Annotated in this window: 1 protein-coding gene; it reads right to left on the reverse strand. The window is 57.3% G+C overall.

The window, feature by feature from the left end; all coding sequences use genetic code 11:
* Positions 1 to 1,564, reverse strand: a 1,564-nt coding sequence (locus WG89_RS31030) for a beta strand repeat-containing protein (protein WP_172806679.1), incomplete at both ends; no start/stop codon positions are given.

Genomic DNA, 1,564 nt, shown 5'->3' on the forward strand with positions numbered 1-1,564 from the left:
CAGTTGGGTGGTACTGCCAATGGTCAGGCCCCGACCGCTGGACGAGATAAGGTTGGCACCGTCCACGGACCAGTCGGTGGTGCTGTTGTCGGTAATGTTTCCGGACGTATTGACCCGGTCCACGCCACTCAGTGATCGGCTGCCACTCTCCAGCGTCTGGGTACCGGTCACCGTCCAGGCTCCGCCCGTATTATCAGTGACGATATCCGTGGCATCATCCGTCTGGGAGCCGGTATAGCTCTCACTGCCGGTAAAGGTCATGCTTGCCACGTTGATGGTCGACGTGCCGTTATCATCGTCCAGAGTCACCGTCTGACCCACTGTCAGGCCATTAGCGATGCCCTGGGTGGTCTTGATCTGACTGACGCCAGTGAAGGTAATCGAGCCTCCTTTGGCAATGGTATTGCCTTCTACTGTCCAGTTACCGCTGTTGGCGTTATCGTCCACCTTGGCGGTACTGGAGACCCGGTTGATCTGGCTGAAGTCATAGTTCTTATATAGGATCTGCCCCGCCGCAGCCAGATTCATTTCATCGCTGTCTGCCACCGTGGTGCTGTCAACCAGTCGGTCAGTGCCCGAGCCGATGTACACCGTACTGGCATCAAAGTGAATGTTGGCCACCTTATAGCCGGACACGCCTTCTTCGATGTCTACATCCTGGCCAGCAAACTGATTCGTGACGGAGCCGCTTGTGGTCACCTCATCAATATTACTGAAGGTGAAACTGCCGTTATTGACGGTCCGGCTGGCCCGGATGAACCAGGTGCTGTTGGCCCGGTTATCCGTCAGGGTGTCGTAGGCACTGGCTCCAACGTACTCATCGACGTTGCGGAACTTGATCCCCCCGGCCTGCAAAAACTCACCGTCGGTATCGCTGTTCACTGCCACGTCCTGGCTCGCCATCGAGCTGGTCACTATGCCACCTTCGCTGCTCAAGCCACCGATCCGGGACAGATAGTAGTTGTTATCATTGGCTTCGTTCGCGCCGGTTAACGTCCAGTTGTTTTTATTGTTGTCTACGACAGTGTCATCATTTTCAGCCCGGCCGGTGTAAGCCTTACTGCCCGCAAAGGCAATGCCGCCCACCGTGATGTCAGTGGCATTCAGCTGGACTTCCTGACCCGAACTCATCTCATTGGTGATCGCACCGGTGGTGGTGATCCGGTCGGTGCCTGCAACGGTCAGGGCATTGTCCGTGGAGAAGGCCAGATTATCGCCCCGTACCGCCCAGCCTTTATTGGTGGCGTCGGTAACATTGCCCTGGGTGGTCAGTTGGGTGGTACTGCCAATGGTCAGGCCCCGACCGCTGGACGAGATAAGGTTGGCACCGTCCACGGACCAGTCGGTGGGGCTGTTGTCGGTAATGTTTCCGGACGTATTGACCCGGTCCACGCCACTCAGTGATCGGCTGCCACTCTCCAGCGTCTGGGTACCGGTCACCGTCCAGGCTCCGCCCGTATTATCAGTGACGATATCCGTGGCATCATCCGTCTGGGAGCCGGTATAGCTCTCACTGCCGGTAAAGGTCATGCTTGCCACGTTGATGGTCGACGTGCCGTTATCA

The sequence above is a fragment of the Endozoicomonas arenosclerae genome (assembly GCF_001562015.1).
In the GTDB taxonomy this organism is placed as follows: domain Bacteria; phylum Pseudomonadota; class Gammaproteobacteria; order Pseudomonadales; family Endozoicomonadaceae; genus Endozoicomonas_A; species Endozoicomonas_A arenosclerae.